The following is a 25,836-nucleotide window of genomic DNA, read 5'->3' as shown; positions in this document are numbered from 1 at the left end:
TATTTAGAAAGATAGACTGCATAATAGTACTTCAAAAACTTTAAAAAAAACTCAAGAATGAAAAAACAAGATACAGCACCTAAACATAAAATAACAACAACACCGTTTCCTAATTCAAAGAAAATATATGTAGAAGGAAAAATCCACCCTCAGCTTAAAGTAGCAATGCGAGAAATCACTTTGAGTGATACTATCGATTCTTTAACAAAAAAGAAGACACCTAATGAACCTGTAACAGTATATGATACTAGTGGTCCTTATACAGATCCTACAAAAGAAATAAATGTACATAATGGGATTGAACGCATTCGAGAACAATGGATATTAGATCGAGAAGATGTAGAAGAGTTGGACGCATTTACTTCAGAGTATTGCAATATGCGTTTGCAGGACAAAAGTTTAGATCACCTAAGATTTAATCATAACCATAAACCTAAACGCGCAAAAAAAGGGAAGAATGTTTCGCAGATGTATTATGCAAAACAAGGAATTATAACACCAGAAATGGAGTATGTAGCTATTCGAGAAAATCAACGAATAGACGAGATGACGCGTTTATCAAAACAACATCCTGGTCAAGATTTTGGTGCAAGTATTCCAGAAAAAATAACTCCAGAATTTGTAAGAGAAGAGATTGCTAGAGGTAGAGCTGTAATACCATCAAACATTAACCATCCAGAAAGTGAACCAATGATATTAGGAAGAAACTTTTTGGTAAAAATTAATGCTAATATCGGTAACTCGGCAACTACATCTAGTATAGAAGAAGAAGTAGAGAAAGCAGTATGGGCATGTAGATGGGGAGCAGACAATATTATGGATCTCTCTACAGGAAAGAATATACATGAAACTAGAGAGTGGATTATCCGCAACTCACCAGTACCTGTAGGAACAGTACCTATTTATCAAGCTTTAGAAAAAGTTAATGGAGTAGCAGAGGACCTTACGTGGGAGATTTTTAGAGATACTTTGATAGAGCAAGCAGAACAAGGTGTAGATTATTTTACGATACATGCAGGAGTTAGATTGCGATATGTACCTATGACGGCTAAACGTATTACAGGTATTGTATCACGTGGAGGATCTATTATGGCAAAATGGTGTTTAGCACATCATAAAGAGAGTTTCTTATATACGCATTTTGAAGAAATTTGTGAGATCATGAAAGCCTATGATGTAGCTTTCTCGTTGGGAGATGGATTACGTCCAGGATGTATTGCGGATGCAAATGATGAAGCTCAATTTGCAGAATTAGAAACCTTAGGAGAGTTGACAAAAATTGCATGGAAGCATGACGTACAAACTTTTATAGAAGGTCCAGGACATGTACCTATGCACATGATCAAAGCAAATATGGATAAGCAATTAGAAGCTTGTGGAGAAGCACCTTTTTATACTTTAGGACCATTAACTACAGATATTGCACCAGCATATGATCATATCACATCTGGAATAGGAGCTGCAATGATAGGATGGTATGGAACAGCTATGCTTTGTTATGTGACACCAAAAGAACATTTGGGACTACCTAATAAAGAAGATGTACGTACAGGTGTAATTACTTATAAATTAGCAGCCCATGCAGCAGATTTGGCCAAAGGACATTCAGGGGCACAACATAGAGATGATGCTTTGAGTAAAGCGAGATTTGAATTTAGATGGGAGGATCAATTCAATTTATCGTTAGATCCAGAAAAAGCAAGAGAATACCATGATGAAACCTTACCAGCACAAGGCGCCAAAATAGCGCATTTCTGTTCGATGTGCGGGCCAAAATTTTGCTCGATGAAAATATCTCAAGAAGTAAGAGATTTTGCAGCAGAGAATAAGATCGAAGAAGATATTGTGATAGCTAAGGGGATGGAAGAAAAATCAAAAGAATTCAAAGAAAAAGGAAGCGAAGTGTACTTATAATACCATTTCTTATTTGAAAGCACCAAGTAGATAAATTGAAGGTTTTTGAAGTAAAATGCGAAAAGAACAATTTTAATGCGGTAATTTCAATAGAGTAATGGTATAAAACAAAAATAAAAGCTGAGGAGTTAAACTTCGTTTAGAAATAAATTAAGTTTAACTCCTAAATAAATAAAATATACTATGCTTATTGTACTAACATCAGAGCAAGATTTAACTAATGAGGCTCAACAAATCAATACTCTTTTTGATAAAGGTTTAGAAATATTACACTTAAGAAAACCGAGTTTTGATATAGAAGGCTATAGAAAGTTACTTAAAGGAATAGCACCACAATATTATAATCGAATTATGATTCATGAGCATCATCGATTGTGTAATGAATTTAAATTAAGAGGAATACATCTACAAGAACAACCTAGATGGGATTTAGGAAATGGATTAAAAGATTATGTGACTGCATATACTAATCAAGATTTTAAAGTAAGTAGTTCTTTTCATAGTAAAGAAGAAATTATAGCATGTGATGTGGCTTTTGAATATGTATTGCTAAGTCCAGTTTTTGGATCAATTTCTAAAGCTGGATATGAAGGAAAAGGTTTTGATGTAACAGACATTGATAGTACCATAATCGGTATGGGAGGGATTAATGCGAGTACTATTCCTGAAGCTATAAAACTTGGTTTTAAGGGAGTTGGAATTCTAGGAGGAGTTTGGAATACAACTTCGTCTGAAATTAGTTTTATGGAGTTGTTAGCAAGTTATAAGAGTATTAATTAATGAGAACACGTCCGTATATACTTACGATAGCAGGTTTTGATCCCTCTAGTGGAGCAGGAATTACTGCCGATATTAAAACAATTGAGCAATTAAAAGGATACGGGTTAGGAGTATGTACGGCAAATACAGTACAGAGTGATTTAAAATTTGAGCAATGTTATTGGATGCCTATAGCACAGCTAAAAGAACAAATAGCTATCCTTTATGATAGTTTTAAAATTGAATATGTCAAAATAGGAATTGTAGAGAATATAGCAGTTTTAAAAACCATAATTTCAAGTTTGATCGCCAAAAATCCTAATGTTAAAATTATTATAGATCCTGTGTTAACATCTAGTACAGCCTATGAATTTCATAAGGAACAAAATATGAAACAATGGAGAGAAATATGGGATAAAGTGTTTTTGGTAACGCCTAATTATAATGAGATTCAACAATTATATCCAGGACAAAATTTGAGCCAAGCACTAAAAGAGATGTGTGCAAGTACTAATGTTTTTCTTAAAGGTGGACATAAACAAAAGGATATAGGAGTAGATGAATTGTACATGCAAGAAGGAAAGCATTTTGTATTAAAGCCTAAAAAAACATTAAAAATAACAGAGAAGCACGGAAGCGGATGCATACTCGCTACAGCAATTACAACATATTTAGCTCAAGGATATCCATTATTAAAAGCATGTTATAAAGCAAAACGATATACAGAAAAAGTACTGAGTTCTAATACAAGTTTATTAGGATACCACAATTAAAATAAGAATGAACAAATTATATTATATATCACAAGGAGTAACCCCCGAAGAACACATACAAAACATTGAAAAAGTATGTAAGGCGGGAGTTAAATGGATACAATTACGACTCAAAGACGTAGAACCTATAGTGTATTTACATACAGCAATGCGTTGTAGAGATGTATGTGATAAATACGAAGCAATACTAATTGTAAATGATAATATAGTCGTAGCTAAAGCTGCGCAAGCAGATGGAGTGCATTTAGGTTTAGACGATGAAAATGTACAAGAAGCTAGAGCTATTTTAGGAGATAACGCCATAATAGGAGGTACTGCAAATACCTATTCAGATTGTAAAAAACAAATAGAAGCAGGGGTAGATTATTTAGGTATAGGGCCATATAAATATACCGATACCAAAAAAAATCTAAGCCCTATCCTAGGTATAGAAGGATATCAAGATATCATTAGAGGGTTAAAGAATGAAGATGTAGCTATTCCTATTTATGCTATAGGAGGAATTACACCAGATGATATTTCAAGCTTATTAAGTTTGGGTATTACAGGTGTTGCTGTATCAGGAATGCTTACCAATCAAGAGACTACTAGAGCTATAGTAGAACAAGTAGTATAAAAACAAAAAATGAAAGATACATTAACCATAGCAGATAAAACGTTTAACTCAAGACTGTTTACAGGAACAGGAAAGTTTAGTTCATCAAAGTTAATGGAAGAAGCAATTCTAGCTTCAGAAAGTGAATTGGTAACAGTTGCGTTAAAACGAGTAGATGTACAAAATGAAGAAGATGATATATTGACACATGTATCGCATTCCAGAATTCATTTGTTACCTAATACTTCAGGAGTTCGTGATGCCAAAGAAGCGGTTTTTGCAGCACAATTATCAAGAGAAGCATTAGAAACAAATTGGGTGAAACTAGAAATTCATCCAGACCCTAAATATCTATTACCAGACCCAATAGAAACATTGAAAGCAGCAGAAGAACTGGTGAAATTAGGTTTTGTAGTAATGCCATATATCCATGCAGATCCAGTATTGTGTAAACGCTTAGAAGAAGTAGGAGTGCAATGTGTAATGCCTTTAGGAGCACCTATAGGAAGCAATAAAGGACTCAAAACATTAGAGTTTTTAGAAATTATTATAGATCAAAGTAATGTGCCGGTTATTGTAGATGCAGGTATAGGGAGTCCTTCTCATGCAGCTCATGCTATGGAGTTAGGAGCAGATGCAGTATTGGTAAATACAGCAATAGCAGTATCTCAAAACCCTGTAAGTATGGCTCAAGCATTTAAGTTAGCAGTAGTATCAGGTAGAATGGCATATCAAGCAAAATTAGCTCCGATACAACAACAAGCAAAAGCTAGTAGTCCGTTGACGAGTTTTTTGGGATAAAATGAAATTTACTGCTTAAATTCAAAGGAACTAATGCAAGATTTTAAAACGATATTTAATACGTATGATTGGGAAGAAACACTGCAAAGTATCTTTGATAAAACCGAAGATGAGGTCATACGAGCATTACAAAATACAAAACGAGATTTAGAAGATTTTAAAGCTTTGATATCTCCTGCTGCAAAACCATTCATCGAACAAATGGCACAGCAAAGTAATAGTATTACCAGAAAACGATTTGGAAATACCATACAAATGTATGCTCCAATGTATCTTAGTAACGAATGTCAAAATATTTGTACGTATTGTGGTTTTAGCTTAACAAATAAAATACCCAGAAGAACATTAACAGATAAAGAAATACTTAGAGAGGTAAGCTATTTAAAATCCAAGGGCTATGATCATATATTATTAGTAACAGGAGAAGCTAATCGTACAGTAGGAGTAATATACATTAAAAATGCGATAAACTTAATACGATCACAATTTGCAAATATTACAATAGAAGTTCAGCCATTGGATCAAGAAGAATATGAGCAATTGATAGAAGCAGGGCTTTATGCAGTATTAGTATATCAAGAAACATATCATCAAGAAGCTTATAAGCTACATCATCCCAAAGGAAGAAAATCTAATTTTGAATACCGATTAGAAACACCAGATAGACTAGGTAGAGCAGGAATACATAAGATTGGGTTAGGAGCGTTATTTGGACTAGAAGACTGGCGAGCAGATAGTTTTTTTACGGCATTACATCTTAAATATCTACAAAAACAATACTGGAAAACTAAATATTCGATATCCTTTCCGCGATTACGACCACATTCGGGAGGATTGGAGCCTAAAGTAGAAATGACAGATGCAGATCTGGTGCAATTGATATGTGCATTTAGATTATTAGATGAAGATGTAGAGCTTTCAATTTCTACTAGAGAAAGCGAACTGTTTAGAAATCACATAGTCAATTTAGGAGTAACTTCAATAAGTGCCGAATCAAAAACAAATCCAGGAGGTTATGTTGTAGAACAGCAATCCTTAGAGCAATTTGAAATATCTGATGAACGTAGTACAGAAGAAATTGCAAAAATGCTTAATGATAGAGGATTAGAAGTAGTCTGGAAAGATTGGGAAAACTTTAGATAAGAATATAACTAAGCATAGGTAAAAAAGAATAAAATGACCTTTTCAACAGAAGAACAGAAGCAATATAGTAGACATCTTATTCTTGAAGAAATAGGTGTATCAGGACAAGAACAATTAAAAAAAGCAAAAGTATTGATTGTGGGAGCTGGAGGATTAGGCTGTCCAGTATTACAATATTTAGCAGCAGCAGGAGTAGGAACTTTAGCAGTGATAGATCCAGATCGTATAGAACAAAGTAATCTACAACGTCAGATCTTATATACACACGAGAATATAGGAAAATTTAAAGCTACAGTAGCAATACAAAAATTAGCAAAGTTAAATCCATATATAACATTAAAAGACTATGTGGTTGCTTTGCATAAAAATAATGCAGTTGAATTATTTGAACAATATGATATTATTGTTGATGGTAGTGATAATTTTGCGACGAGATATCTAGTTAATGATGCTGCGGTAATAACTAAGAAACCAGTAGTTTTTGGATCTATTTTTAAGTTTGAAGGTCAAGTATCAGTATACAATTATCAAGGAAGTGCAACATATAGATGTTTATATCCTAATATGCCAGATGCAGATGCAGTACCCAACTGTTCAACTATAGGAGTAGTGGGAGTCTTACCAGGTATTATAGGAAGTTTACAAGCAAATGAAGTTATTAAAATGATATGTGGTGTCGGAGAGGTACTGATTAATAAATTATTAGTCTATAATACACTAACGATGCAACAATACATTTTGACATATAGTAAAAGTAAAGAGGCAAATCGTGCAGTATTAGAAGAAGTGTATGAGATTATTTGCGGAATTGAAGATACACATATAGAAATAGGGGCAGAAGAACTACAAAAAAATAGAAGTCAGTACACCGTACTAGATGTACGAACAAGAGAAGAGCACAATAACTTTAATATAGGCGGAGAGCATATACCACTAGATGAATTATCAGGACAAGTACAAACTTTAAGTGGTTTAAAACCGATTGTAGTGTGTTGTCATTCAGGTATAAGAAGTAAAAAAGCCATCTCAATACTACAAAAATATCGAGATGACCTTAAGCTTATTAATCTCAAAGAAGGATTACAAACTTTAATATAAAATATAGCAAACTAATTAGAAACAAAAAGAATATTTCCTTCTCTAGTAACGCGATATCTTCTTAAAGGTTGACCACCTTCTCCAGTAAGTTGTTGACCTGTAACAATGCTATAAGAATTACCATCATCACACCTGCAAGTAGCTACTCCAGACGAAACAGCTTGATCAGAACAACTGTTAGGTGTATGATTAGGGTCACTTAATTCAAAAGCATGATAAGTGTTATTTCCTTGATGGAATAAGATAACACCTTGAATACCGTGCCCTTCAATACGATCTACAAAATGATTACCAGCAAACTTTAAGTCATTATATTGAGGTAAATCAAGATTGATCTCATAATTAAAAGAAGCAGGAGGTAAAAACGGATTATTATCACTAGCATCATCAGTACTACACGAAGTGATTAAAATCACTGTAAAAAGAATGTAAAATAACTTTTTCATAGAATATAAAGGATATCAATGTAAAATAACTTGTATTTTGTATTAAAAAGCAGTAATTTTTAACTGTTTTAATAATGGGGTTGCCAAATTACATAAAATGTAAAGGAGCATAAAATTTTTATTATATTTGTTACACAAATCCCACGCATATTGGGATTTTTTCTATTTATATAAACGATGAAGTTATGAGTAAAGTATCTTATTATACAGCTGAAGGTTTAAAAAAGTTAAGAGAAGAATTAAATCAACTTAAAGATATAGAACGTCCTAAAGCATCACAAGCTATTGCTGAAGCAAGAGACAAAGGAGACTTGAGTGAGAATGCTGAATATGATGCAGCAAAAGAAGCACAAGGATTGCTAGAAATGCGAATCTCAAAACTTGAAGCCACACTTGCCAATGCAAGATTAATTGACGAATCACAATTAGATACGTCTAAAGTGTTAATTCATTCTACGGTAAAGATTAAAAATCAAATCAATGGAATGGAGATGACATATAAGTTAGTCGCACAAAGTGAAGCTGATCTTAAAACAGGAAAAATATCTGTAGATTCACCTATAGGAAAAGGTTTGTTAGGGAAATCAGTAGGAGAAGTAGCCGAAATTAAAGTGCCTAATGGAACAATGAAGTTTGATGTTATCGAAATCTCTAGAGACTAAATAAAACGACAATAAAAATTTTAAAAAACTCCTTCTGTATAAATCAAAGGAGTTTTTTTATGCAGTAATTTCAATGGAGTAATGGTAATAATTTATCTTCAAAATTTAAAATTGATAAAGAAGAACTCCCTATCTTTCGAGAGAAAATAATAGTAAACGCGTTTAAAAAAATAAACCATAAAAATCATGGCTTCAATATTTACAAAAATTATCAATGGAGAAATTCCATGTTATAAAGTGGCAGAAGACGAAAAATTCTTTGCTTTTTTAGATATTAACCCTAATGCAAAAGGACATACATTATGTATCCCAAAACAAGAAGTAGATAAGATCTTTGATCTAGATGAAGAAACATATATGGGATTAATGGCTTTTTCACGTAAAGTTGCAGCTGCACTAGAAAAAGCAATAGATTGTAAACGTATAGGAATGAGCGTTATCGGGTTAGAAGTACCTCATGTACACGTACATTTGATTCCGCTTAACGAAATGAAAGAAGCTACATTTCAACATAAAGTAGCGTTAGAAAAAGAAGAGTTTGAAGCATTGGCTTCGGCAATTCAATCACATATGTAATTAAATTATGGAAGATAAGGAGTTTAAATTATCACTAGAGTTGAGAATAGACTGGAGTGAAATGGATACATATCAACACGTTAATAATGTGAACTTTATGAAATACATGCAAAGTGCGCGTGTTCAGTTTTGGGAGGTTTCAGGTTTATCAGATTTGTATCAAGAAACAAAAAAAGGACCTATGTTAGTATCGACACACTGTGACTTTAAACATCCATTATTTTTCCCAGGAAATGTCATGATCAAAACTAGAGTAGCTTATATGAAAAACTCTAGTTTTGGTCTAGATCACGAATTGTATAATGATGATGGTGTATTATGTGCAGTAGGTAGAGATGTAGCTGTTTGTTTTGATTTTAATATAGATAAAACGTTCTCTATTCCAGAAGAAATAAGAGAACAAATGAAAAAATACTAGAGGAGTGTCAACTCCTTTGGTTTTAACTATATTTTGGGCAAAGAGATTTGAAAAGTAGTTCCTTTACCTATTTCAGAACGCAATACTTTAATACGCCCCATATGATACTCTTCTATAATACGTTTAGCAAGAGATAACCCTAATCCCCAACCTCTACTTTTAGAAGTATAACCAGGTTCAAATATTTTTGAAAATTTACTTTTAGGAATTCCTTTACCAGTGTCAGAAATTAAGATATGTACACGTTTAGTATCTTCTTTGAGGTCTATAGATAAATCCCCTTTTCCTCTCATGGCATCTATAGCATTTTTTACTAAATTTTCGATAGTCCAACTATAAAGCTGTGTATTTATATTTACAAAAATAGGAGCATCAGGTAATGTATTAGAAAAATTAATTAAACGTGAATTTCTACGTTTTAAATAATCGTAAGCATCTTTGGTTTGAGAAACAATATCATCCTGTTGTAAATTAGGAATAGAACCTATTTTAGAGAAACGCTCGGTGATAACCTGTAATCTAGCGATATCCTTATCAATCTCTTTTAAGTACTCAGGATCGACATTTTCGGTTTTTAAAATTTCAGACCATCCTACAAGAGAAGATAACGGAGTTCCTATTTGATGCGCTGTTTCTTTTGCCATTCCTGCCCATAGCTTATTTTGCTCACTAGCTTTGGATGTGGTAAAAAAGAAGTAAACTACACCAATCAATAATAAAAGAATAAGAATGATAGCGACAGGATAATATTTTAATTTATTTAAAATATCAGAGTTACCATAATAAATATATTGCTTAACATTACCATATAAATCTAATTCTATAGGAGGGTTCTCAGATCTCATTTTGTTTAACAAACTAATTAACTTTTCCTCATCCTTTAGCGTAGACTCGGGAATATTCCCACAAAAATCATGAAGAATATTACCTTGATCATCAGTGATAATGATCGGTATGGAATGGTTACTAGCTGTGATTTGTAATGAGAGATCTAGGTATTCATCAGACGAAGAGCTATTAAGCTGTTCGTGATTTAGTGCTTTTTGAGAAGAAGCCCAAATTTCCATACGAGCACGTTCATCTTCTTTAAAACGATTAAAAAATAAAATGGTATTCCATATAACTAGACCAGTAATAGTGAATACAGCAATAACAATAAAATAACTTGCGAGATTACGTTCGTTAGAAAAATTCATGCACAGATAAATAGCTATGTTCTATGATAAATATAAACGATTTCTAGCAAAAATATTGTTTTAACACAGAGGTATTCTAAAAAGAAGAAGTAATCCGTACCTTTGTTTATACGATAATTATAAGAATAGCAAACAAGAATTTATACATGATTACGATAGATCCCAAGACAGTTACTACAGGAAAATTACACGGTATGTTACTAGGAGCTGTAGGACCAAGACCAATAGCTTTTGCTAGTACTATAGACGATCAAGGTAATGCAAACCTATCACCGTTTAGTTTCTTTAATGTCTTTAGTGCAAATCCACCCATACTTATATTTTCTCCAGCACGTAGAGTAAGAGATAATAGTACAAAGCATACATTAGAAAATGCATTAGCGACAAAAGAAGTAGTAATAAATGTAGTAAACTATGATATAGTGCAACAAATGTCGTTATCAAGTACAGAATATCCTACTGGTGTTAATGAGTTTGAAAAAGCAGGTCTAGGGATGTTAGCTTCAGAAAAAGTAAAACCGTTTAGAGTAGCAGAAGCACCAGTACAATTTGAATGTAAAGTCAATGATGTAATTGCTATGGGAGATGAAGGAGGAGCTGGAAATTTGGTAATTTGCGAAGTAGTATTGATGCATGTAAAAGAAGAAGTATTAGATGCAGATGGAAAAATAGATCAACATAAAATAGATTTAGTAGCTCGTATGGGCGGTAATTGGTATAGCAGAGCAAATCGAGGGATGTTTGAAATCCAAAAACCGTTAACTACGCTAGGTATAGGAGTAGATCAATTACCAGAAGAAATACGATTAAGTAAAATCTTTACAGGTAATGATTTAGGTAAATTAGCTAATGTAGAAAAATTACCAACTCAAGAAGAGGCCGTAGCGTTTTTGAAAATAAATTCTGAAATTAAAGCACAAATAACTAATGCAAACGAAATAGAAATTCATAAATTTGCGCAGCAGTATTTAGAAAAAGAGGATGTGGATACTGCGTGGAACATAATCGTTGCAAATCAATAATATTAAAATGGAAGTACAAGGTAAAGTAAAGATGGTTGGTGAGACGCAAACCTTTGGAACAAATGGGTTTAGAAAGCGTGAAATTGTAATCACTACAGAAGAGCAATACCCTCAACATATCTTAGTTGAGTTTATTCAAGATAAATGTGACCTATTAAATAGTTTCCAGATAGGGCAAAACGTAAAGATAGGAATTAACTTAAGAGGACGTGAGTGGGTAAATCCACAAGGAGAAACTAAGTATTTTAATTCTATTCAAGGATGGCGTATCGAGAGCTTACAACCTATGGGAGGAGCTCCAGGAGGAATGTCAACACCGCCACCAACAGATGCTTTTGAACCTGCTACTAATTTTAAAGAAGAAGATCACGATGATCTACCTTTCTAGGCAGTAAAATCAAAAAATAAGATAAAAAGTAAAAAGTCCGATCTATACGATCGGACTTTTCATATTGTGGTTTTTAGGTTAACCTCTTAGAAAAACTCAAAAAAGCAATGATGAACAAAATTTATCTTAAAAGGTTATAACAAAGATTGCATTTTTTTTGGTAATTTCAAACAAGAGTTAAGGATTAAATAGTATTTGAATTAAAATTTTGTACATATTAACGAAAACAACACAATTTCCTGAGGTATCAGAATCCCATGAAGATGGACTTTTGGCTATAGGGGGAGACCTATCTAGTGAGCGATTAATAAAAGCATACAATAGTGGTATTTTTCCGTGGTATAACGAAGGAGAACCGATTATATGGTATGCACCAGATCCTAGAATGGTATTATTTCCCGAAGAGTTAAAGATCAGTAAGAGCATGAAACAATTAATCCGTAAACAAGCTTTTACAGTAACGATTAATAAAGCGTTTGATGAGGTTATAAAAGCATGTGCTCAAATAGATCGAGTAGATCAAGATGGTACATGGATTACTAATGAGATGCAAGATGCTTATAATAATTTGCATCAATTAGGGTATGCCACATCAGTAGAAGTTTGGAAAGAAGAAGAATTGGTAGGTGGATTGTATGGTATATGGCTTAAAGAAAAAGGTGTTTTTTGTGGAGAAAGTATGTTTACAAAAGTAAGTAATGCATCAAAATATGGTTTTATTGCTTTTGTCCAATACTTGCAAAGTCAACACGTACAATTGATCGATTGTCAAATATATACAGATCACCTTGCAAGTATGGGAGCTAGAGAAATTTCTAGAAACGAATTCATGAAATTTTTATCATGAATAGTATAATATTATTTTAATAAAGCTACTTCGTTATATCTAAAACAAGTCGTAGCATGATCATTAACCATGCCTATAGCTTGCATAAAAGCATACATTACAGTAGTTCCTACAAACTTGAATCCACGTTTTTTTAAATCTTTACTAATAGCATCAGAAAGCGCAGTATTAGCTGGAGCTTCTTTATAATCTTTCCAAGAGTTTTGTATAGGAGTGAAATCTACAAATTTCCAGATGTAAGCATCAAAACTTCCAAATTCTTCTTGAATTTTCATAAAAGCCTGAGCATTGGTTATAGTAGCATTAACCTTTAACTTATTTCTTATAATACCAGCATCCTGTAATAAGGCCTCTTTTTTGGTATCAGTATACAATGCAATCTTTTTATAATCAAAATGATCAAAAGCAACTCTAAAGTTTTCGCGTTTACGCAAAATAGTAATCCAACTTAGTCCTGCTTGAAAAGTCTCTAGTACCAAAAACTCAAAAAGTAAATGATCATCATGTAAAGGAACACCCCATTCATGATCGTGATAAGCTTCATATAGATCATCACCTAGACACCAACCACATTTATGTGTACTCATAATTTTAAATGTATTAAAAAATAAAGAAAAGAGATTCCAAATATAAGAATGACAAAGGTTTTTAATGGTAAAATTATGTTATAAAATGAAGGACTGATTTTAATCATAAAAAAACTAGAAGTTAAAAATTAACTTGTGTTGCTATTAAAATCGAAAAGAATCAAGTAAAAGAGTTGATTTATAATAGCTTATGCCATTTCTTATTTGAAAGTATCATGTAGGGAAATTGAAGATTTTTGATGTTTTACAAAAAATAAAATTGAAGCATAGCCAAAGCTACGGTGATATTTTATTTTGTAGTAAAATGCAAAAATAACAATTTTAATATGGTAATTTTAATTGAGTAATGGTATTAAAATACATTAAGAAAAGATTAAGACTTGAAAAAAGTAAGTTTTTGAATAGTTTTACGTCTTATTTTTTGTGAAATAACAACCCCCAATTATAATACTATGGAATCAACAACACAGACAGCTGTTACTACATTAATAGAACAAGGAATAGAACAAGGTCAAAGCTATCAAGAATACAGAGCATTGGTAAGTGAATTAGTCAAAGAAAACAAATCTACAGGATTGACACAATCAGAGGCTTTGACTAATTATAGCATGCTTAATGATCGTAGAATGAAAAGGCTGGATAAAACATTAAAGATAGACGAAGCCATTATTGAGCAATTTAAAAATGCAGAAACAAACATTACTTGGTTAGTATTAACAGAAGGATGGTGTGGAGATGCAGCACAGTCATTACCAGTGATCAATAAATTAGCAGAAGCTAATGATGGAATTGACTTAAAAGTGATATCAAGAGATGAACATGATGAGTTAATGAATAACTTTTTGACAAATGGAGGTAAAGCTATTCCTAAGTTGATAGCATATAATACTCAAAGTAAAGAAATCGTAAATTCATGGGGACCAAGACCAAGTGAAGCTACAAAGATGGTAAATGACTATAAAGAAGCTCATGGTAAATTAGATCCAGAATTTAAAGAATCATTACAAGTGTGGTACAATAAAGATAAAGGAAAAAATATTGCAGACGATCTATCAAAATTATTATGATTGATAGTTAAAGTAATATGTAATAAAGCCCAATTGCTCGTCTTTTTCTGCATCAGAAAAGCGAGCTTTTCTTGCATATAATAAGGCGTTATCAATCAAGCATTGATTCTTAGTCGTAGACTTTTTTGAATTAACTTTTGTAGAAGTAACATATCCGTATTGATTCACTTTGATACGCACAACAATCTTACCACTTCCCTCACAAGTATATACAGGATTAGGTAAATCATCTGCTTGACGATCTTTTAAGGTATAAGTAATAGAACTACTTCTAGTATCAGCATTAGTATTGGCAGGTGCAGCATCGTTTTTTAATCCTTGAGTTTTAGAAGTGTCATCGTGCTCAATATTTTTATTTAAAGAAGAAGATGCACCATCATTAGCAGTTAATAACTGCTCAGATTGTCCTTTGGTACCAGCACTTATTTTTTCGGTTAAGGCTTTATAGCGCTCTTCAAAAGCATCATCAGAAAAGTTTTTTAAATCCTCATTATGCGCTTGATGTGTTCTTTTTGCAGCAATAAGTTTACGTTCTTCTATTGGATCAGATTCTTTTTCTTCTTCTGGAGCTTTTTCTTCAACAAAACTTTCTGCAGACATTTCTACAAGCAGTTCTTTTTTCTGTTGAATACTTTTTGATAGACCTATATTAGCTAGACTCAATATAAAAATACCCATTAGCATAATGGTGATAATTAAAGCCTTGTGTTTTTCGATAAGATCCATAACTCTATAACGTTAAAAAAAGAAAATATTTTATATAGGTGTTGCCTGTAATTGTTCTTCAAATACTTTAGGACTTATAGCATTTGTTACGTCGTAATCCCCAATTTTAGTTCTGCGTAAAACACTTAAATGACCACCACTTTGTAAAGCCTTACCAAAATCATAAGCGAGAGAACGAATATACGTTCCTTTACTACAAACTACTCTAAAATGTACATTAGGCATTTCGATTTTAGTAATTTCAAATTCAGCAATGTGAATCATTCTTGGGTTTACTTTTACTTCTTCTCCATTTCTAGCATATTCATATAACCTTTTTCCATCTTTCTTTAAAGCAGAAAATACAGGAGGATATTGTTTAATCTCACCTATAAAAGCTTTAGTAGTTTCATGGATAAGTGTTTCATCAATATGAGCAGTAGGAAAAGTTTGATCAATTTCGGTTTCAAGATCATAAGAAGGAGTAGTAGCACCCAGTGTGATACAACCAGTATATTCTTTTATTTGACCTTGTAATTCTTCGATACGTTTGGTGAATTTTCCAGTGCAGATAATTAAAAGACCACTAGCCAGTGGATCAAGCGTTCCTGCATGTCCAACTTTAATCTTTTTGATCTTAAATTGTTTGCGAATTAACCAGCGTAGTTTATTAACCACCTGAAATGAAGTCCATTCTAGGGGCTTGTCAATCAATAGGATTTGACCATCCTTAAAATCTTGTTCGGTTTGCATTGGGGGTTAATTTATAAAACCAAAACTAATGGCAATTAAGCCAACAATGACACAATATACGGCAAAATAAGATAACTTACTCTTTTTGACCAAAGAAATCATCCAGGTACAAGCAGCGAGACCAGATAAAAAAGCAGCAAGAAAACCTAATAATAAAGGTAAACTATTAGCCGAAGAAAATGTTAAATCGCCACTAAGTAAATCCTTGGCAATCTTTCCAAAAATTAAAGGAATAACCATTAAAAATGAAAAACGAGCAGCTTTAGTTTTATCATTACCAAGTAATACAGAAGTAGAGATAGTAGCTCCACTACGCGAAATACCCGGAAGCATAGCTATCGCTTGCGAAATTCCAATAATAAAAGCATTTGAAAAACTTACGGATTTAAGCGTATCCTTTGCTTTATCTGCTAACCATAATAAAACAGCAGTGATTAAAAGCATAACACCTACAAAAAGAATGTTTCCACCAAATAATTGTTCAAGTTGCTCTTCAAAAAATAGACCTACTAGTACAGCAGGAATCATAGAAACAATAATCTTTACAGAAAATAAAGTCTCTTCGTTCTTTTTAAACTGAAGCAATCCTTTAATGATTGCAAAAATATCCTTTCTAAATACTACTATAGTACTTAATGCGGTAGCAAAATGTAAAATAACAGTAAATAGCAAAGACTCTTCAGGAACACTTTGGTCTCCTAATAAAGCTTTACCTAGTTCTAAATGACCACTAGAAGAAACAGGTAAAAATTCAGTTAAACCTTGAATAATACCTAAAATGATAGCATCAATAGTATTCATAATATAATAAGTGTCAAAAGGCTAATGCCGTATCAAGCGGGCAAAGATATGAATTACTCAGATTCCTTCTTATCAGGATCTAATAAAATAGCATAAACTTCGATAGCAAAACCGATAAGAACTAAAGTAGGTGCCAATCTAATTCTTCTGAAATTATAAATCTCAGGATTAAAAACATTAGGATCATCACTACCACCACCAGACATTAGAATAAAACCAAGAGAAATGACAGCCAAACCAATAGCCATTACTACATAGTTCTTTTTCTTAAAAACAAAGTCAGGTTGATGAGTAGAGTTATTTTGTTGTTTTTTCATGGATGTCATTTTCTATTTCGTTAAAAATAACGCGATCATTGAGCATTAACTTTGAGATATGACCAGTAACACCATCTCTGGTAAATAAGGTCCATCTATCAATAACGTACAAAGTAACGTTTTTATTTAAAATATCTTGTTGTAAATCAGCAATAGTTAATTGCTCCTTCAAACCTCTATTAATATAATAGTGATGAATATCGTTTTCTAGCGTAAAATAAATATCAAAACCAGCTCCCTCTTGAATAGTGGTTACTTTACCAGAAATAGGGATAACTTGATCAGCAGTAACATTACGTATAGGTTTAAAAGTCTGTATCATCACATACATAAATGCAATAAAAAGCAAACCACAAACAGACCAATAAATTCTAGCTAATTTTTTCATAAGATAAAAAAGATAAATCTTAAAAATATAACTCGTCAGTCCTTAAATTAAGGAAGCGTTGCGTAGCAAAGAAAGTACTGATCCAGGTAATAATAACACCTACTACAAAAACACCGCTAAAAAGGAAAACAAGTAAGATAGGATCATTAAGTAAACCTAATTCAGGAAAAGATTTGTCTAAATAAAATAATACAACAGCTACACCTATAATAGCAACCAAAGCACCGATCATTCCTAAACGAATACTTTTCCAGATAAACGGAAGCCTGATAAAACGCTTAGTCGCCCCAACCATTTGCATCGTTTTAATAATAAAGCGTTTTGAATATACAGATAAACGAATCGAACTGTTAATTAATAAAACAGCGATAAAAGTAAACAAAGTACTAATAAGTAGTACCCAGAAACTGATACGTTTAATATTATCCGTTAATAAAGAAATCAAAGGTTTATCATAAGCAACTTCATCAACAAACTCTCGTTGTGAAATACTATTTTTGATTTCTTCAATCTTTTCGTTAGAAACATAATCTGCCTTTAAGTAAACATCAATGGCATTTTGTAAAGGGTTATATCCTAAGAAATCCATAAAGTTTTCCCCTATATCTTTACTATGAGCTTCGGCAGCATCTTCTTTAGAAATATAAACAGTAGACTTGGCATAAGTAGCAAGTGCTAATGTTTTTTCGAGTTGTTTAATTTCGATTTCTTTTGCAGTGTCCTTAATATATATAGTCAATGCAATCTGTTCTTTAAAATGATCTGCAACTTTTTTAGAATTAAGCACTAATAACCCTAATAGTCCCAAAAGAAATAAGACTAAAGAAATACTGATAACCACAGAAAAATAAGAAGAAATTAATCTACGTTTTTGATACTTTTCAAAAGATGAGCTCATATACAGATCCTAATTTGTCGTAAAAATAAGAAAGAATGAGCAAATAATCGTGCAACACTTTTTACTTATCTCAGAAAACTTAAAATATAGCATAAATAAACCTATAAAATCCAAAATAAGCTATCCATAAAATTGTAAATTTGCAGCCAAATTAAAAAGAAGATATTCAAGAAATGATCCTGTCATGATTTGAAAATGAGTTTTATATCCTCAATTCAATAAAACAAGATCAAGAAATAATGCTGCTATATGAGTTATAATTTCAACGAAATAGAAAAAAAATGGCAAGCCTATTGGGCAAAAGAGCAAACTTTTCGAGCAGAAGAAAATAGCCAAAAGCCAAAATATTATGTACTAGATATGTTTCCTTATCCATCAGGAGCAGGATTACATGTGGGACATCCACTAGGATATATAGCAAGTGATATCTATGCAAGATATAAAAGACACAAAGGATTTAATGTGTTACATCCACAAGGATATGATAGTTTTGGACTACCAGCAGAGCAATATGCTATACAAACTGGACAACATCCAGCGATCACTACTAGAGATAATATAGCAAGATATAGACAGCAATTAGATAAAATAGGATTCTCTTTTGATTGGTCAAAAGAAGTACGTACCAGTGCACCAGAATATTATAAATGGACACAATGGATTTTTATCCAGTTGTTTAATTCATGGTATGATACAACAGCAAATAAAGCAAAAGATATTGCAGCATTAGTTGCAATTTTTGAGGCAGAAGGAAATACAGCAGTTACTGCCGTATGTGATGATGATGTAGTAGCCTTTACAGCAGCAGAGTGGAATGCTTTTGATAGTAAGCAACAACAGGAAATCTTATTACAATATAGATTAACTTACCTAGCAGAAACTGAAGTAAATTGGTGTCCTGCTTTAGGAACGGTTTTGGCAAATGACGAGATTGTTAACGGAATATCAGAGCGTGGAGGACATCCTGTGATCCGTAAAAAGATGACACAATGGAGTATGCGTATTTCAGCATATGCAGAACGTTTATTACAAGGGCTAGACCATATAGATTGGACAGATGCGCTTAAAGAAACACAACGTAACTGGATAGGAAAATCAGAAGGAGCTAGTGTGACTTTTAATGTAAAAGATCATGAGGCTACAGTAGAGGTTTTTACAACGAGACCTGATACCATTTTCGGAGTAACATTTATGACACTTGCTCCAGAGCATGATTTGGTATTACAAATTACAACACCAGAACAAAAAGAAGCAGTAGAAGCCTATATCGAAGCTACAGCAAAACGTAGCGAACGTGAGCGTATGGCAGATGTAAAAACTATTAGTGGAGTATTTACAGGAGCCTATGCAGAACATCCTTTTACAAAAGAACCTATTCCTATCTGGATCGGAGATTATGTTTTGGCAGGGTATGGAACAGGAGCTGTAATGGCAGTACCATGTGGAGATCAACGTGATTATGATTTTGCAAAGCACTTCGCAGGAACTAATGGTATGCCTGAAATCAAAAATATTTTTGAAGGAGTAGATATTTCTGAAGAAGCATATGCAGATAAAGCTAATACGGTAATAGCAAATTCAGATTTCCTTGATGGATTGAATTACAAAAAAGCAACAAAGAGAGCTATTTTTGAATTAGAGCAAATCAAACAAGGAGAAGGAAAAACAAACTATAGATTACGTGATGCAGTATTTAGCCGTCAACGTTATTGGGGAGAGCCATTCCCAGTATACTATGTAGACGGAATGCCACAAATGATAGCAAAAGAACATTTGCCAATTCAATTACCAGAAGTAGAAAAATATTTACCTACAGAAACAGGAGAACCACCATTAGGAAGAGCTGATGTTTGGGCTTGGGATACAACAAATAATAAAGTAGTAGCAAATAGCGAAATCAATAATACTACAGTATTTCCATTAGAATTAAATACAATGCCAGGATGGGCAGGAAGCTCATGGTATTTATTCCGTTATATGGATGCACAAAACGATCAGGCTTTTGCAGATCAAGCAGCATTAGACTATTGGCAAAATGTAGACCTATATATAGGAGGAAGTGAACATGCTACCGGACACTTGTTATATTCTCGTTTCTGGACAAAATTCTTATTTGATAAAGGACTAATCCCAGTTGAAGAGCCATTTAAAAAGCTAATCAATCAAGGAATGATTTTGGGAGAAAGTGCTTTTATGTATGAATTGAAGTTTAATAGTTTACCAGTAGATTTTAATATAAATGAAGGTTATGATGATCATTTAGAAAGTGATGTTATTAATCTAGACGATAATGAGAAGAGGGAGAAGTATGTTAAGTTTGTTGAAGAAAAATTTAAGAAGACGTTTATTTCGTATAGCTTGGTTGAAGATATTATAAAGAAGCAATCAGGGAAGCTTCCTGCGTTCTTTGCAGCTAATGAAATTGGATCTTTAAAAGAATTAGTTGTAGAGTTAGGAATTGATGAAAGAACTAGGTTTGAAGTTAATAAAACGATTCATGTAGATGTTAACTATCTAAAGGGAACAACAGACGAATTAAATATTGAAGTTTCAAAAGCAGATAAAAGATACGAAGAATTCAAAGATGCTGAATTTATATTAGAAGATGGAAAATATATAGTAGGACGTGAAGTAGAAAAAATGTCTAAGTCTAAATATAATGTGGTAAATCCAGATAATATTTGCGAAGACTATGGAGCAGATACGTTACGTTTATATGAAATGTTCCTTGGACCACTAGAACAAGCTAAGCCATGGAATACAGCTGGAATCACAGGTGTACATAACTTCTTAAAGAAATTATGGAAATTGTATCATAACGGAGAAGAATTTGGAGTGACTGATGCAGAACCTACAAAAGATAATCTTAAAACATTACATAAGACGATCAAAAAGGTCGAAGAAGATATAGAAAACTTCTCTTTTAATACTTCGGTAAGTACCTTTATGATTTGTGTAAATGAATTAACCGCTCAAAAATGTACTTCTAGAGCAATTTTAGAACCATTAACAGTATTGATTTCACCATATGCACCGCATATTGCAGAAGAATTATGGAATAAACTAGGTAATGAAACTTCTGTAGCAACAGTAGCATTTCCAGTATTTGAAGAAAAACATTTAGTAGAAAGCTCAAAAGAATATCCTATATCATTTAATGGTAAAATGCGTTTTAAAATGGAGTTACCATTAGATATGAGTAAAGAAGATATGGAAGCAGCAGTAATGGCTCATGAAAAGACACAACAACAATTAGCTGGGCGTACTCCTAAAAAGGTGATTATTGTACCAGGTAAAATTGTAAACATTGTAGGTTAAAAAGACAAGCAAAAAAGAGTATAAATTATGAATATGACAAACTAGAAATTCAAAAGCAATAATAAATTGTTTTTTATGAAATTTTTAGTTGGAATATTTTGTGATAACATATATTTTAGACCAAAAATTAACAATATGATAATTGGTGTTCCTAAGGAAATAAAAAATAACGAAAACCGTGTAGGAGTTACTCCAGCCGGTGTTATGGAGCTAGTTAAAAATGGACATACAGTTTATGTTCAAGAAAGCGCAGGATTACACAGTGGTTTTCCTGATAGTGAGTATATTGATGCAGGTGCAAAAATGCTTCCTACTATAGAAGAAGTATATGGTATTGCAGAAATGATCATTAAGGTTAAAGAACCTATTGAGCCAGAATACAAATTGATCAAGAAAGATCAGTTGTTATTTACATATTTCCATTTTGCGTCAAGCGAGGTATTGACCAAAGCAATGATAGAAAATGGATCGGTATGTGTATCGTATGAAACTGTTGAAGAAGCAGACCGTAGTTTACCATTATTAACTCCTATGAGTGAGGTGGCTGGACGTATGTCTATTCAGCAAGGAGCTAAATTTTTAGAGAAACCATTACAAGGTAGAGGTATCCTTTTAGGAGGAGTACCAGGAGTACCACCAGCAAAAGTAATTGTATTAGGTGGAGGTGTTGTAGGAACACAAGCTGCAAAAATGGCAGCAGGAATGGGAGCAGATGTAACGATCATGGATATTAGCATGAAACGTTTACGTTACCTAGATGATGTAATGGCAGCTAATGTAAAAACTGAATTCTCAAACGAATATAATATTCGTAAACATATAAAAGATGCAGATTTAATTATAGGAGGAGTATTAATTCCGGGAGCAAAAGCACCAAAATTAATTACTCGCGATATGCTTAAAGATATGCGTCCAGGTACCGTATTAGTTGATGTAGCTGTAGATCAGGGAGGATGTTTTGAAACAACAAAACCTACTACTCATGCAGAACCTACATATATTATAGATGATGTGGTACATTATTCTGTAGCTAATATGCCAGGAGCAGTACCTTATACATCTACATTAGCATTGACAAATGTGACCTTACCATATGCTGTTAAATTAGCAAATCAAGGATGGAAAGCAGCTTGTGCATCTAGTGAACCATTAAAGAAAGGATTAAATGTAATTAATGGAGACGTAGTATATCCAGCAATTTCTGAAGCATTTGATTTACCACTTAAAGAAGTAAATGATTACTTATAGAATAAAGTAACATAATACTATAAAAAGCAAAAACCTCGTCAAATGGCGAGGTTTTTGCTTTTAATCTATAAAGTATAACGAAATAGGAAAGACAGATTTGAAGAATTTTTGAGTTTATTGTATTTTTAAAAAACATAATGTAGAAACAAAAACAACAAAAGGAAATAAATTATGATGGGATACTATGTAATAGCAGGAATCATATTTTTAATAAGCTCCTATGTGAGTAACAAATTAAAAAGTAAGTTTAAACATTATTCTGGATTGTATTTACAAAACGGAATGACTGGAGTAGAAATAGCAGAGAAGATGTTGAGAGATCATGGGATCACAGATGTGCAAGTGATTTCTACAAGAGGACAACTTACAGATCATTATAATCCTAGAGATAAAACAGTCAATTTAAGCGAAGTTGTATACCATCAACGTAATGCTGCGGCTGCGGCTGTAGCTGCACATGAGGTAGGACACGCGGTACAACATGCACAAGCCTATGGCTGGTTAACAATGCGTTCGCAAATTGTACCAGTGGTAGGTATAGCAAGTAAGTTTGCTAATATGGTCATTATGGCAGGATTGATATTAACAGCAACGGCATCAACTTTTGGGAATATAGTATTTTTAATAGGAATTTTACTATTTGCAGTAACAACAGCTTTTAGTATGATTACCTTACCTGTAGAATATGATGCAAGTAATAGAGCTTTAGCATGGTTAGAAAATACAAATATGCTTACCGCACAAGAACATGCAGGAGCAAAAGACGCCTTAAAATGGGCTGCAAGAACATACTTAGTAGCAGCATTAGGATCATTAGCGACATTGATGTATTTTATTTTCCTATTTTTAGGTAGAAATAGAGATTAACCAAAACGAGTTTATACCATTACTTATTTGAAAGTAAAATACAGAAATAACAATTTTGATACGATAGTTTTAATTAAGTAATAGTATTATATAAATTCAGTAAATAACATCAGATGAAAAAGCTAATAGTCCTTTGTTTAATTATGACATCATTCTTTTGTCAAGCACAACAAACAGAATCCGAAGAAAAAAAAGCAATCATTGCTATAATGAAAGCACAAGAAAAAGCATGGTCAAATCATGATTTAGAAGGATTCATGAAAGGATACTGGAAATCTGATGAATTAAAGTTTTACGGTAGTAATGGATTAACCAAGGGATGGCAGCAAACCTTAGATAATTATAAAAAAGGATACCCTAGTAAAGCACATACAGGAATATTAAAATTTAAAGTTAATGATATATCCAAAGCAGGCGAAGGAGTATATTGGGTAATGGGAGAATATCACTTAACCAGAAAAGTAGGAAATGCAGATGGTGTGTTTATGATTATCTTCAAAAAGATAGATGGAGAATGGAAAATTGTTGCAGACACCTCATGTTAATATCAAAATTATCCCGATTAGAATAAAAAAGTATATAAAACAAATAATATACTATCATATAAACTAATAATGAATAAGGATCTTTAAACGCTAAAGATCCTTATTGTATTAAATAATGAAAGACCTCCAAGAATACTCACACAAACGATACAATCCATTAACAGGAGAATGGGTTTTAGTTTCTCCACATAGAGCCAAAAGACCATGGCAAGGTAAAAGCGAAGAAATAGCAAATAATATAAAACCTGCCTATGATCCAGAATGTTATTTATGTAAAGGAAATAAAAGGGCTAATGGAGAAAAGAACCCAGAATATAAAGATGTATATGTATTCACAAATGATTTTGCAGCATTGCAAAAAGGGACTAAAGAGTTTTCATACAATCAAGGACTTTTAAGAGCAGAAGCAGAACAAGGAATTTGTAAAGTAGTTTGTTTTAGTTCTGATCACTCAAAAACACTTGCAGATTTAACGTTGAGTGAAATAAAGAAAGTAGTAGATGTGTGGAAACAAGAATACCAAGCTTTAAAAAATGAAGAAAATATTAACTATGTACAGATATTTGAGAACAAAGGCGCAATAATGGGATGTAGTAATCCACATCCTCACGGACAAATCTGGAGTCAGTCTACCTTACCTAACGAAGTAGTAAAAAAGGATACACAGCAAGAAGCATTTTACAATAAGAATAAAGAGACCTTATTACATATATATAGTAAAGAGGAATTAAAACATAAGGAAAGAATCATTTATGAAAATGAATATTATATAATAGTAGTTCCTTTTTGGGCCATATGGCCATATGAAACAATGGTTATTCCTAAACAAGAACAACAATCTATTCTAGATATTACAGAAATAGAAAAGACAGCTTTCGCGAAAGCAATCTCATATATAACTAAAGTGTATGATAAGATCTTTGATTGCTCCTTTCCTTATTCAAGTGGAATCCATCAAGCACCAACTGATGGTAAAGAATATAAATATTGGCATTGGCATATGAGTTTCTATCCACCATTATTAAGAAGTGCTACAGTAAAAAAGTTTATGGTGGGATATGAAATGTTCGGGAGTCCACAACGAGATATCACACCAGAACAAGCAGCAAATACAATGCGAACAATAGGAAATAAATACTTTGCAACAGAAAAGCTAAGTCAAGTATAAAAACCTTTAAAAAAACTTTTGTGTATAAAGCGCTGTAGTATAGGTGTGTAAGTGTGTAGGTGAAAAAACTTTAAAAAAAAGATAGGAAAAAGGCTTGTAGAAGTAAAAAAGGGTTGTATATTTGCACCCGCAAAACGGCTAAAGGAAACGAAGTCGGGCGGCAAAAGTTCATTGAGGATTTAATGAGAGTATTAGCTTTAAAAGATTGAGATTCAGAAAGAAAATCGATCTAAGATGGTTGTTTGAAGTTTGGAAAACGAACAAAAAATAATCGAAAAAAAAGTTAAGAAAACGTTAGGAAAACTAAAAATAAAAGTAGTATGTTTGCAAGCTCAAACGGGACACTAAAAGAGTTGAGTTTTTGATAAGAAAAACGAAACGAAAAAAAGTTTAAAAAAAGTTTGCGAGTTACGAAATAAAGTTTTAGTTTTGCATCCGCAAAACGAAATAAACAAAGCATCGGGTGATGGTAATTAAGGTTCGAGTCCTTAAGTTTTAACAAGAATAAGCTTCGAGAGAAGTAATGTTCATTGAAA

General features: G+C 32.6%; 28 protein-coding genes. 19 read left to right on the top strand and 9 right to left on the bottom strand.

Features of this window, described 5'->3' with window-relative positions:
* Window positions 1–57: 57 nt before the first annotated feature.
* The 7 genes from thiC (at window position 58) to moeB (ending at window position 7,083) form a co-directional block, all read left to right on the top strand.
* On the top strand, window positions 58–1,914 hold the full coding sequence (thiC, locus tag ACYEKI_RS04705) for a phosphomethylpyrimidine synthase ThiC (RefSeq protein ID WP_459210016.1): 1,857 nt from the start codon (window positions 58–60) through the stop codon (window positions 1,912–1,914).
* Between the two features lie 183 nt (window positions 1,915–2,097).
* Window positions 2,098–2,694, top strand: coding sequence for a thiamine phosphate synthase (locus ACYEKI_RS04700; protein WP_459210015.1), 597 nt, complete (start codon window positions 2,098–2,100; stop codon window positions 2,692–2,694).
* Window positions 2,694–3,446 carry a hydroxymethylpyrimidine/phosphomethylpyrimidine kinase gene (locus tag ACYEKI_RS04695; protein WP_459210014.1) on the top strand — a complete coding sequence of 251 codons (753 nt, stop codon included), beginning with the start codon at window positions 2,694–2,696 and terminating at the stop codon, window positions 3,444–3,446. The genes ACYEKI_RS04700 and ACYEKI_RS04695 overlap by 1 nt, the downstream gene beginning before the upstream one ends.
* A gap of 7 nt (window positions 3,447–3,453) precedes the next feature.
* Window positions 3,454–4,062, top strand: a complete 609-nt coding sequence (gene thiE / locus ACYEKI_RS04690; RefSeq protein ID WP_459210013.1) for a thiamine phosphate synthase — start codon at window positions 3,454–3,456, stop codon at window positions 4,060–4,062.
* Between the two features lie 9 nt (window positions 4,063–4,071).
* On the top strand, window positions 4,072–4,842 hold the full coding sequence (locus ACYEKI_RS04685; protein WP_459210012.1) for a thiazole synthase: 771 nt from the start codon (window positions 4,072–4,074) through the stop codon (window positions 4,840–4,842).
* A 33-nt stretch (window positions 4,843–4,875) separates the two neighbouring features.
* Entirely contained in the window at window positions 4,876–5,985 is a 1,110-nt protein-coding gene (gene thiH, locus ACYEKI_RS04680; protein WP_459210011.1) for a 2-iminoacetate synthase ThiH, read from the top strand.
* Between the two features lie 33 nt (window positions 5,986–6,018).
* Entirely contained in the window at window positions 6,019–7,083 is a 1,065-nt protein-coding gene (moeB, locus tag ACYEKI_RS04675) for a molybdopterin-synthase adenylyltransferase MoeB (RefSeq protein WP_459210010.1), read from the top strand.
* A gap of 11 nt (window positions 7,084–7,094) precedes the next feature.
* Here the strand turns inward: moeB and ACYEKI_RS04670 are convergent, their stop codons facing one another.
* A complete protein-coding gene (locus ACYEKI_RS04670; RefSeq protein ID WP_459210009.1) occupies window positions 7,095–7,529 on the bottom strand; it encodes a Rieske (2Fe-2S) protein in 435 nt (144 codons plus the stop codon).
* A 185-nt stretch (window positions 7,530–7,714) separates the two neighbouring features.
* On the opposite strand from ACYEKI_RS04670, the gene greA reads away from it, so the two are divergent.
* The 3 genes from greA to ACYEKI_RS04655 all read left to right on the top strand — a co-directional run bounded on the left by greA (window position 7,715) and on the right by ACYEKI_RS04655 (window position 9,185).
* Window positions 7,715–8,191 (top strand): transcription elongation factor GreA, encoded by a 477-nt coding sequence (gene greA, locus ACYEKI_RS04665; protein ID WP_459210008.1) that lies wholly within the window; start codon window positions 7,715–7,717, stop codon window positions 8,189–8,191.
* 186 nt (window positions 8,192–8,377) lie between these two features.
* Window positions 8,378–8,767: an HIT family protein gene (locus ACYEKI_RS04660; protein ID WP_459210007.1), complete on the top strand. Its 390-nt coding sequence runs from the start codon at window positions 8,378–8,380 to the stop codon at window positions 8,765–8,767.
* A 7-nt stretch (window positions 8,768–8,774) separates the two neighbouring features.
* Window positions 8,775–9,185, top strand: coding sequence for an acyl-CoA thioesterase (locus ACYEKI_RS04655; protein ID WP_459210006.1), 411 nt, complete (start codon window positions 8,775–8,777; stop codon window positions 9,183–9,185).
* A gap of 26 nt (window positions 9,186–9,211) precedes the next feature.
* On the opposite strand, the gene ACYEKI_RS04650 is transcribed toward ACYEKI_RS04655, so the two are convergent.
* Window positions 9,212–10,381 (bottom strand): sensor histidine kinase, encoded by a 1,170-nt coding sequence (locus tag ACYEKI_RS04650; protein ID WP_459210005.1) that lies wholly within the window; start codon window positions 10,379–10,381, stop codon window positions 9,212–9,214.
* A 146-nt stretch (window positions 10,382–10,527) separates the two neighbouring features.
* On the opposite strand from ACYEKI_RS04650, the gene ACYEKI_RS04645 reads away from it, so the two are divergent.
* From ACYEKI_RS04645 to aat, 3 genes are all read left to right on the top strand, one after another.
* The gene (locus ACYEKI_RS04645) at window positions 10,528–11,403 is read left to right on the top strand and encodes a flavin reductase family protein (RefSeq protein WP_459210004.1); all 876 of its coding nucleotides are present in this window, start codon (window positions 10,528–10,530) and stop codon (window positions 11,401–11,403) included.
* A 7-nt stretch (window positions 11,404–11,410) separates the two neighbouring features.
* Window positions 11,411–11,791 carry a DUF3127 domain-containing protein gene (locus ACYEKI_RS04640; protein WP_459210003.1) on the top strand — a complete coding sequence of 127 codons (381 nt, stop codon included), beginning with the start codon at window positions 11,411–11,413 and terminating at the stop codon, window positions 11,789–11,791.
* A 208-nt stretch (window positions 11,792–11,999) separates the two neighbouring features.
* Window positions 12,000–12,638 carry a leucyl/phenylalanyl-tRNA--protein transferase gene (gene aat / locus ACYEKI_RS04635; RefSeq protein WP_459210002.1) on the top strand — a complete coding sequence of 213 codons (639 nt, stop codon included), beginning with the start codon at window positions 12,000–12,002 and terminating at the stop codon, window positions 12,636–12,638.
* A gap of 11 nt (window positions 12,639–12,649) precedes the next feature.
* On the opposite strand, the gene ACYEKI_RS04630 is transcribed toward aat, so the two are convergent.
* Complete coding sequence (locus ACYEKI_RS04630; RefSeq protein WP_459210001.1) at window positions 12,650–13,225, bottom strand: DNA-3-methyladenine glycosylase I; 576 nt, start codon at window positions 13,223–13,225, stop codon at window positions 12,650–12,652.
* 452 nt (window positions 13,226–13,677) lie between these two features.
* On the opposite strand from ACYEKI_RS04630, the gene ACYEKI_RS04625 reads away from it, so the two are divergent.
* On the top strand, window positions 13,678–14,292 hold the full coding sequence (locus ACYEKI_RS04625; protein ID WP_459210000.1) for a thioredoxin family protein: 615 nt from the start codon (window positions 13,678–13,680) through the stop codon (window positions 14,290–14,292).
* Here the strand turns inward: ACYEKI_RS04625 and ACYEKI_RS04620 are convergent.
* The 6 genes from ACYEKI_RS04620 to ACYEKI_RS04595 are packed head-to-tail and all read right to left on the bottom strand — an operon-like array spanning window position 14,287 to window position 18,154.
* Window positions 14,287–15,018: a hypothetical protein gene (locus ACYEKI_RS04620; RefSeq protein ID WP_459209999.1), complete on the bottom strand. Its 732-nt coding sequence runs from the start codon at window positions 15,016–15,018 to the stop codon at window positions 14,287–14,289. The genes ACYEKI_RS04625 and ACYEKI_RS04620 overlap by 6 nt on opposite strands.
* A 30-nt stretch (window positions 15,019–15,048) precedes the next feature.
* Window positions 15,049–15,750, bottom strand: a complete 702-nt coding sequence (truB, locus tag ACYEKI_RS04615; RefSeq protein ID WP_459209998.1) for a tRNA pseudouridine(55) synthase TruB — start codon at window positions 15,748–15,750, stop codon at window positions 15,049–15,051.
* Window positions 15,751–15,756: 6 nt separating this feature from the next.
* A complete protein-coding gene (locus tag ACYEKI_RS04610) occupies window positions 15,757–16,551 on the bottom strand; it encodes an undecaprenyl-diphosphate phosphatase (RefSeq protein ID WP_459209997.1) in 795 nt (264 codons plus the stop codon).
* A 53-nt stretch (window positions 16,552–16,604) separates the two neighbouring features.
* A complete protein-coding gene (locus ACYEKI_RS04605; RefSeq protein ID WP_459209996.1) occupies window positions 16,605–16,868 on the bottom strand; it encodes a DUF3098 domain-containing protein in 264 nt (87 codons plus the stop codon).
* The gene (locus tag ACYEKI_RS04600) at window positions 16,849–17,256 is read right to left on the bottom strand and encodes a hypothetical protein (RefSeq protein ID WP_459209995.1); all 408 of its coding nucleotides are present in this window, start codon (window positions 17,254–17,256) and stop codon (window positions 16,849–16,851) included. The genes ACYEKI_RS04605 and ACYEKI_RS04600 overlap by 20 nt, the downstream gene beginning before the upstream one ends.
* A 19-nt stretch (window positions 17,257–17,275) precedes the next feature.
* Window positions 17,276–18,154: a cell division protein FtsX gene (locus ACYEKI_RS04595; protein ID WP_459209994.1), complete on the bottom strand. Its 879-nt coding sequence runs from the start codon at window positions 18,152–18,154 to the stop codon at window positions 17,276–17,278.
* A 249-nt stretch (window positions 18,155–18,403) separates the two neighbouring features.
* Here ACYEKI_RS04595 and ACYEKI_RS04590 point away from each other — a divergent pair, with 249 nt between their 5' ends.
* The 5 genes from ACYEKI_RS04590 to ACYEKI_RS04570 all read left to right on the top strand — a co-directional run bounded on the left by ACYEKI_RS04590 (window position 18,404) and on the right by ACYEKI_RS04570 (window position 25,300).
* On the top strand, window positions 18,404–21,472 hold the full coding sequence (locus ACYEKI_RS04590) for a leucine--tRNA ligase (RefSeq protein WP_459209993.1): 3,069 nt from the start codon (window positions 18,404–18,406) through the stop codon (window positions 21,470–21,472).
* 135 nt (window positions 21,473–21,607) lie between these two features.
* Window positions 21,608–22,720 carry an alanine dehydrogenase gene (gene ald / locus ACYEKI_RS04585; protein ID WP_459210548.1) on the top strand — a complete coding sequence of 371 codons (1,113 nt, stop codon included), beginning with the start codon at window positions 21,608–21,610 and terminating at the stop codon, window positions 22,718–22,720.
* A gap of 171 nt (window positions 22,721–22,891) precedes the next feature.
* Window positions 22,892–23,587, top strand: coding sequence for a zinc metallopeptidase (locus ACYEKI_RS04580; RefSeq protein WP_459209992.1), 696 nt, complete (start codon window positions 22,892–22,894; stop codon window positions 23,585–23,587).
* A gap of 113 nt (window positions 23,588–23,700) precedes the next feature.
* On the top strand, window positions 23,701–24,132 hold the full coding sequence (locus ACYEKI_RS04575; RefSeq protein WP_459209991.1) for a YybH family protein: 432 nt from the start codon (window positions 23,701–23,703) through the stop codon (window positions 24,130–24,132).
* Window positions 24,133–24,247: 115 nt separating this feature from the next.
* On the top strand, window positions 24,248–25,300 hold the full coding sequence (locus ACYEKI_RS04570) for a UDP-glucose--hexose-1-phosphate uridylyltransferase (RefSeq protein ID WP_459209990.1): 1,053 nt from the start codon (window positions 24,248–24,250) through the stop codon (window positions 25,298–25,300).
* The last annotated feature ends 536 nt before the right edge of the window (window positions 25,301–25,836 follow it).

The organism is Aquimarina rhabdastrellae (assembly GCA_947387485.1).
Taxonomy (GTDB): domain Bacteria; phylum Bacteroidota; class Bacteroidia; order Flavobacteriales; family Flavobacteriaceae; genus Aquimarina.
This window is presented reverse-complemented; position numbering and strand designations above follow the sequence as displayed.

Bases quoted from the DNA above. Each gene is read 5' to 3' on its own strand.
- greA (WP_459210008.1), top strand. From the start codon at position 7,715: ATGAGTAAAGTATCTTATTATACAGCTGAAGGTTTAAAAAAGTTAAGA.
- thiH (WP_459210011.1), top strand. From the start codon at position 4,876: ATGCAAGATTTTAAAACGATATTTAATACGTATGATTGGGAAGAAACA.
- ACYEKI_RS04605 (WP_459209996.1), bottom strand. From the start codon at position 16,868: ATGAAAAAACAACAAAATAACTCTACTCATCAACCTGACTTTGTTTTT.
- ald (WP_459210548.1), top strand. From the start codon at position 21,608: ATGATAATTGGTGTTCCTAAGGAAATAAAAAATAACGAAAACCGTGTA.
- ACYEKI_RS04575 (WP_459209991.1), top strand. From the start codon at position 23,701: ATGAAAAAGCTAATAGTCCTTTGTTTAATTATGACATCATTCTTTTGT.
- ACYEKI_RS04640 (WP_459210003.1), top strand. From the start codon at position 11,411: ATGGAAGTACAAGGTAAAGTAAAGATGGTTGGTGAGACGCAAACCTTT.
- ACYEKI_RS04700 (WP_459210015.1), top strand. From the start codon at position 2,098: ATGCTTATTGTACTAACATCAGAGCAAGATTTAACTAATGAGGCTCAA.
- truB (WP_459209998.1), bottom strand. From the start codon at position 15,750: ATGCAAACCGAACAAGATTTTAAGGATGGTCAAATCCTATTGATTGAC.
- ACYEKI_RS04595 (WP_459209994.1), bottom strand. From the start codon at position 18,154: ATGAGCTCATCTTTTGAAAAGTATCAAAAACGTAGATTAATTTCTTCT.
- ACYEKI_RS04670 (WP_459210009.1), bottom strand. From the start codon at position 7,529: ATGAAAAAGTTATTTTACATTCTTTTTACAGTGATTTTAATCACTTCG.
- ACYEKI_RS04695 (WP_459210014.1), top strand. From the start codon at position 2,694: ATGAGAACACGTCCGTATATACTTACGATAGCAGGTTTTGATCCCTCT.
- ACYEKI_RS04580 (WP_459209992.1), top strand. From the start codon at position 22,892: ATGATGGGATACTATGTAATAGCAGGAATCATATTTTTAATAAGCTCC.
- thiC (WP_459210016.1), top strand. From the start codon at position 58: ATGAAAAAACAAGATACAGCACCTAAACATAAAATAACAACAACACCG.
- ACYEKI_RS04650 (WP_459210005.1), bottom strand. From the start codon at position 10,381: ATGAATTTTTCTAACGAACGTAATCTCGCAAGTTATTTTATTGTTATT.
- thiE (WP_459210013.1), top strand. From the start codon at position 3,454: ATGAACAAATTATATTATATATCACAAGGAGTAACCCCCGAAGAACAC.
- ACYEKI_RS04570 (WP_459209990.1), top strand. From the start codon at position 24,248: ATGAAAGACCTCCAAGAATACTCACACAAACGATACAATCCATTAACA.
- ACYEKI_RS04630 (WP_459210001.1), bottom strand. From the start codon at position 13,225: ATGAGTACACATAAATGTGGTTGGTGTCTAGGTGATGATCTATATGAA.
- moeB (WP_459210010.1), top strand. From the start codon at position 6,019: ATGACCTTTTCAACAGAAGAACAGAAGCAATATAGTAGACATCTTATT.
- ACYEKI_RS04660 (WP_459210007.1), top strand. From the start codon at position 8,378: ATGGCTTCAATATTTACAAAAATTATCAATGGAGAAATTCCATGTTAT.
- ACYEKI_RS04590 (WP_459209993.1), top strand. From the start codon at position 18,404: ATGAGTTATAATTTCAACGAAATAGAAAAAAAATGGCAAGCCTATTGG.
- ACYEKI_RS04625 (WP_459210000.1), top strand. From the start codon at position 13,678: ATGGAATCAACAACACAGACAGCTGTTACTACATTAATAGAACAAGGA.
- ACYEKI_RS04610 (WP_459209997.1), bottom strand. From the start codon at position 16,551: ATGAATACTATTGATGCTATCATTTTAGGTATTATTCAAGGTTTAACT.
- ACYEKI_RS04655 (WP_459210006.1), top strand. From the start codon at position 8,775: ATGGAAGATAAGGAGTTTAAATTATCACTAGAGTTGAGAATAGACTGG.
- ACYEKI_RS04600 (WP_459209995.1), bottom strand. From the start codon at position 17,256: ATGAAAAAATTAGCTAGAATTTATTGGTCTGTTTGTGGTTTGCTTTTT.
- ACYEKI_RS04620 (WP_459209999.1), bottom strand. From the start codon at position 15,018: ATGGATCTTATCGAAAAACACAAGGCTTTAATTATCACCATTATGCTA.
- ACYEKI_RS04645 (WP_459210004.1), top strand. From the start codon at position 10,528: ATGATTACGATAGATCCCAAGACAGTTACTACAGGAAAATTACACGGT.
- ACYEKI_RS04685 (WP_459210012.1), top strand. From the start codon at position 4,072: ATGAAAGATACATTAACCATAGCAGATAAAACGTTTAACTCAAGACTG.